This window comes from Streptococcus sp. HMSC071D03, assembly GCF_001812125.1.
GTDB classification, from domain to species: domain Bacteria; phylum Bacillota; class Bacilli; order Lactobacillales; family Streptococcaceae; genus Streptococcus; species Streptococcus pseudopneumoniae_N.
Genome location: NZ_KV807737.1, coordinates 1 through 4,487 on the forward strand (window position 1 = coordinate 1; position 4,487 = coordinate 4,487).

Genomic DNA, 4,487 nt, shown 5'->3' on the forward strand with positions numbered 1-4,487 from the left:
TAAAGTCATGCTGTTCAACTGTTGGGGCCGATTCTTCTCCTGAGGTTGATAATACACCCGTATACTCTGGGATTTCCAGTATAGGAGATTCAGTGAAAGGAACTCCACCTGTATAGTCTGAAATATGATGGACCTCAGCATCCGCACCATTAACTCCGCCTGTAAAATCTGGTTTATCTACTATAGGGGCTGGAGTGTCTCCTAATGTGGAGAGAACACCGCTATACTCTGGAACTTCTGTAACAAGTGATTCGCCTCCGTTAACTCCGTCTGTAAAGTCATGCTGTTCAACTGTTGGGGCCGATTCTTCTCCTGAGGTTGATAATACACCCGTATACTCTGGGATTTCCAGTATAGGAGATTCAGTGAAAGGAACTCCACCTTTAAACTCTGGCTTATCTACTGTAGGAGCTGCAAAGTCACCAGATGTACCTAAAATACCAGAATCTTCTTTTCCACTATCTTTTTTTGGATCTAATTTCCCAGCTAAATCCTTATCCGAATCCTTCTTAGAAGGTTCCACTTTTTTATCTTCCACATAGACAGGATCTTTTGGTTGACCCTCAATATAAGAACGAACCCAATCCAGCTGCTCTTTTGATAAAACCAAACCACCACTACGGCTTCCTACAACACCATTTTGGTGAACTCCAATTAAAGCACCTTTATCATTATAAAGACCACCACCAGACGCTCCAGGTTTCGTACCTCCATAGCTAATTCCCTCTATTCCAGAACCGAAGTCTGTAGTTCCTACTACTTTGCTATCTAAAACTGGACTTAGCTTGTTATCTGGAAAACCATAGACCGAAACCGAATCCCCCTCTGCAACTTTCGAAGATTGTTTTACAACCTCTACAGGAGCTACTCCTTTTACTGCTTCTTTTAACCGAACCAAAGCTAAGTCATTTTTAAATCCAAATACTGAATCTTTCTTATTCCAATAAACAATATCATCATCTGAAAAATTCACAGACTTACCATTCGGTAAAGTTGCTTTATACACTGTATTGGTGCGACCAGATTTAGTAACTACCTCAGAACCTTTAACTGTTAAAAAATTATGAGCTACTGTTAACACCAAATTGGGTGCAATTAAAGTACCTGACCCCGACCCATCTGGCGTTTGAATGTGCGTTGTAGCATAGAAATTCTCTGAACCATTCGGAGCTTGTAATACCTCTTTACTAGGAACAGGTAAGTTCGATTTACCACTCAAATCGACTTTACCAACTTCAGTTCTTGCAAAATCCGAAGAAGAGGTAGATGGAGGAGTTACCGAATCTACTACCGCTCTTATAATTGTATCTCCTAAAGCTAACTTACTGACATAGTCATCAGACCAACTAGTATCACTTGCTAGTTTGTTAATTGGCACTCTGTTATAGGATACCACTTTAGCTGTTGAGGACGTTGCTATTAACTGTTTGAAGTCTGGATTTTGTCTTAAATGAAAATTCAAGCCACTTCCAACAGGGCCTTCCTGAACAACCTTATCTGAAATCAAACGAGTTCCTTTAGTATCTTCTACTCGAAGTAGAACACGACCTTTTTCTTCACCTTTTACTAAAGTAGCTCGACCTTTTTCATCAAAACTATACAAAGCACCGTCAATCTCAGACTCTACATCTTTTAAAGCTATATGATTTTCATCATAGTAGTAACGGTTTGCACCATCTATATACCAACCCTTTATACCATATTTATCAATCATTGACTGAATCCAAGCTCTGTGCTTGTCCGTAAAGATAGTACCACCGCCAATACGCTCACTCTCAGGAGCGTTTGAAGTATTTGTTCCGTGCTGGTGGATACCGACTACCTCTCCCTTATCATTAAACAAAGGAGCACCTGAAAAACCTCCTAAAGCTGAGGAATGATAAGTGACTGCACCACTCTCTTTATTGATACTGCTCACAGTTGTTGAGACTGAATAAGCCTTACCGTCTTTCAAGCGAGCTTTATTTTCTTTACTTAAATTTGGAGTAGAAAAATCATTGGGATAGCCGACCATAGTGATTTTATCACCAGTAGAAACCTCTTTATGGCTCAATTCTCTTGGTGAATCTTCACCACCTGTCATAGCTTCTACAGGCTTTTTAGTTACCACTACTGCTAAATCATTGCTATAATCTTTCCCAAAATCTTTTCCGTTATACAAATGAATAGAGTCTTTTTCAAGAGTTTCCGATACACCAGAAGTAGGTACTTTATTACTTTTCTCCTTTTCCGAGTTCATTACAACATAACTACGAGCAGACTCCCCACCACGCAAGACCGCAGACTTATCCTCTTGGTTTTTATCATAGTAGTTATGAGCTACTGTCACCATCACATTCGGCGCTACGAATACACCACTGCCAGACGCAGTTTGTTTTCCACTTGTTCCGCTATCATAAGTGGTATAAGTCATAGCAACACCTTCTGCAGATTTACTATGAACATCCACATCGTGAATATCGCTACCACCTTGAATGACATCAGCATAAACAACCCCACCACCAATAACTGGTAACTCTGGTGTAGCTAAGCCAATCACTGCGGATAGTGTCAAACAACCAACCAAACCATAAGCTTTGGATTTACGAAATTTCCCTAAACCCTTTAAACATACAAACATACATTACCTCACTTTAACTTTCAAAGTTAATTTATCCAAGTATATTCTAAAAAATAAAATATTACAGTTTTCATTAGCATAACACTCTCTACTTTGATTCTTACAATAAAAATAGACATAGACTATTTTGCTACTTTACAAATGATATTTAAGTGCTGTATCTCCAAGAATATAGTTTTTTATAAGATATTATCCTAATCAGAAAAACTAAGTTATACATAAACTTATATATAAATGTTCATTTGTAGCGAAACTGTATATTTTCTTATAAATTATAACACATTTTACAGACGCTTTTCAATGTATTGAAATAGGTTCCACCACATTAGACATAAGAATGACAAAATCAAAGAAAAAATCGGTTTAAAAAACATGTTGGCTTCTTATGGATGACTTTAGTTACCATATCCTTTCTAATACAGGGAAAAACATTGGGGTATGATTCAGAAATAGCCATTCATCTATCATTTCCGCTTCAAAGCATTCGTATCATAGTTCATATTAAGGACTCTATCATTCTTTCCCTAAAATACAGTGATAGCTATAAGAGTTGCTGAATTTCAAAGTATATATGAACTAGAATATTTGCTGACTAGACTCTATACAAAAAGAGAGCTACTAGGCTCTCTCATTCATCACTTCACATATTTAAAAGGAATCTCACTACCACACAACCAATTGTAAACTTGATCATTGACATGAACATTCATGGCCTCATGAGCGTATTCAGGCATGATACGATAACTCTTTTCACAAGTCAGACGGTTGTAAATAGCAAACTGGGTGATTGGATAGCAGACATCATCATCAAGCCCAGTAATCATTCGAACTTCCCCCTTAATGCGATGGGCAAGATTTTTTACATCGATATAAGCGAGCGTCTCCATAATCTGCTCTTCTGTCTCATGGAATGGATCATGGAACTTAAAGTAACGAAAGAGCTCATCATAGGCTTCGCTGGTATTTCCAATCTCTAGCACTCGTCTAAAATCTGATAAGAATGGATAAATAGCAACTGTACGCTTGATACGTGGATTTAGCCCCGCAGCCACTAGAGCTAGTGCCCCTCCTTGAGAAGCTCCATAGCTTGCTAATTGCCTCTCATCCACTTGTGGAAAGCTAGCTACAATCTCAACTAATTGATAAATATCAAGATAAACATCCTTATAGAAAAGTTGCTCTTTTCCTTCAACAGCACCGCGGATGATTTGGCCCTTAACTGTATTTCCGAGAGGTGAGCGCAAGCCATCTTGTGAGTATCCAGATTGTCCACGAACATCCATCGATACGACACCATAACCAGCTACTGTAAAGGCTAGCATATCTGTCCAATCCCAGCAACGTCCCATATAGCCATGGAAGTGGAAAATGACAGGTACTTTCTTTTCTGATTTTGGTAAGACTATACGCGCATATACAAGGCCATCACGGGTAGCTTTAAAGCTTAACTCATAACACTTCACATTTGGAATATGAAAGTCTCGTTCCTCTAATTGATAGTCTGGTAACACTGACAATTCCTCAATCTCACCATCCCAAAAAGCGTCAAAGTCTTGCGGAACTTCATCTCTCCCTCTGTAAGTTTTCATTTCTTCTATTAGTGCTGGGTTTCTCATATAATTCTCCTTAATTTTTGTAATCGTTATCATAACTCTAGCACACAAAGTAAGGCAATGCAAGGTAGATTCTTAAATAGAAAGTGATTTTAATTTTGCAGCTTCAGCGAAGCTAGTCTGAAAGTAGTTTTATCCATTCCATTTTGTATTGATTCAATACACTTTCAAAGAAAACAGCTTCTTTGGTCTCTCATCCAATTGTCATTGAAGACTAGTCTTATACTCTTCGAAAATCAAATTCAAACTACGTC

At 38.2% G+C, this 4,487-nt stretch carries 2 protein-coding genes; both read right to left on the bottom strand.

Annotated features, from left to right (window positions below; translation table 11 throughout):
* On the bottom strand, positions 1–2,620 hold a 2,620-nt coding region (locus HMPREF2837_RS04190; RefSeq protein ID WP_261674333.1), incomplete at its 3' end, for an SIALI-17 repeat-containing surface protein.
* Between the two features lie 635 nt (positions 2,621–3,255).
* Positions 3,256–4,236: an acetylxylan esterase gene (locus tag HMPREF2837_RS04195; RefSeq protein ID WP_049549563.1), complete on the bottom strand. Its 981-nt coding sequence runs from the start codon at positions 4,234–4,236 to the stop codon at positions 3,256–3,258.
* Between the last annotated feature and the right edge of the window lie 251 nt (positions 4,237–4,487).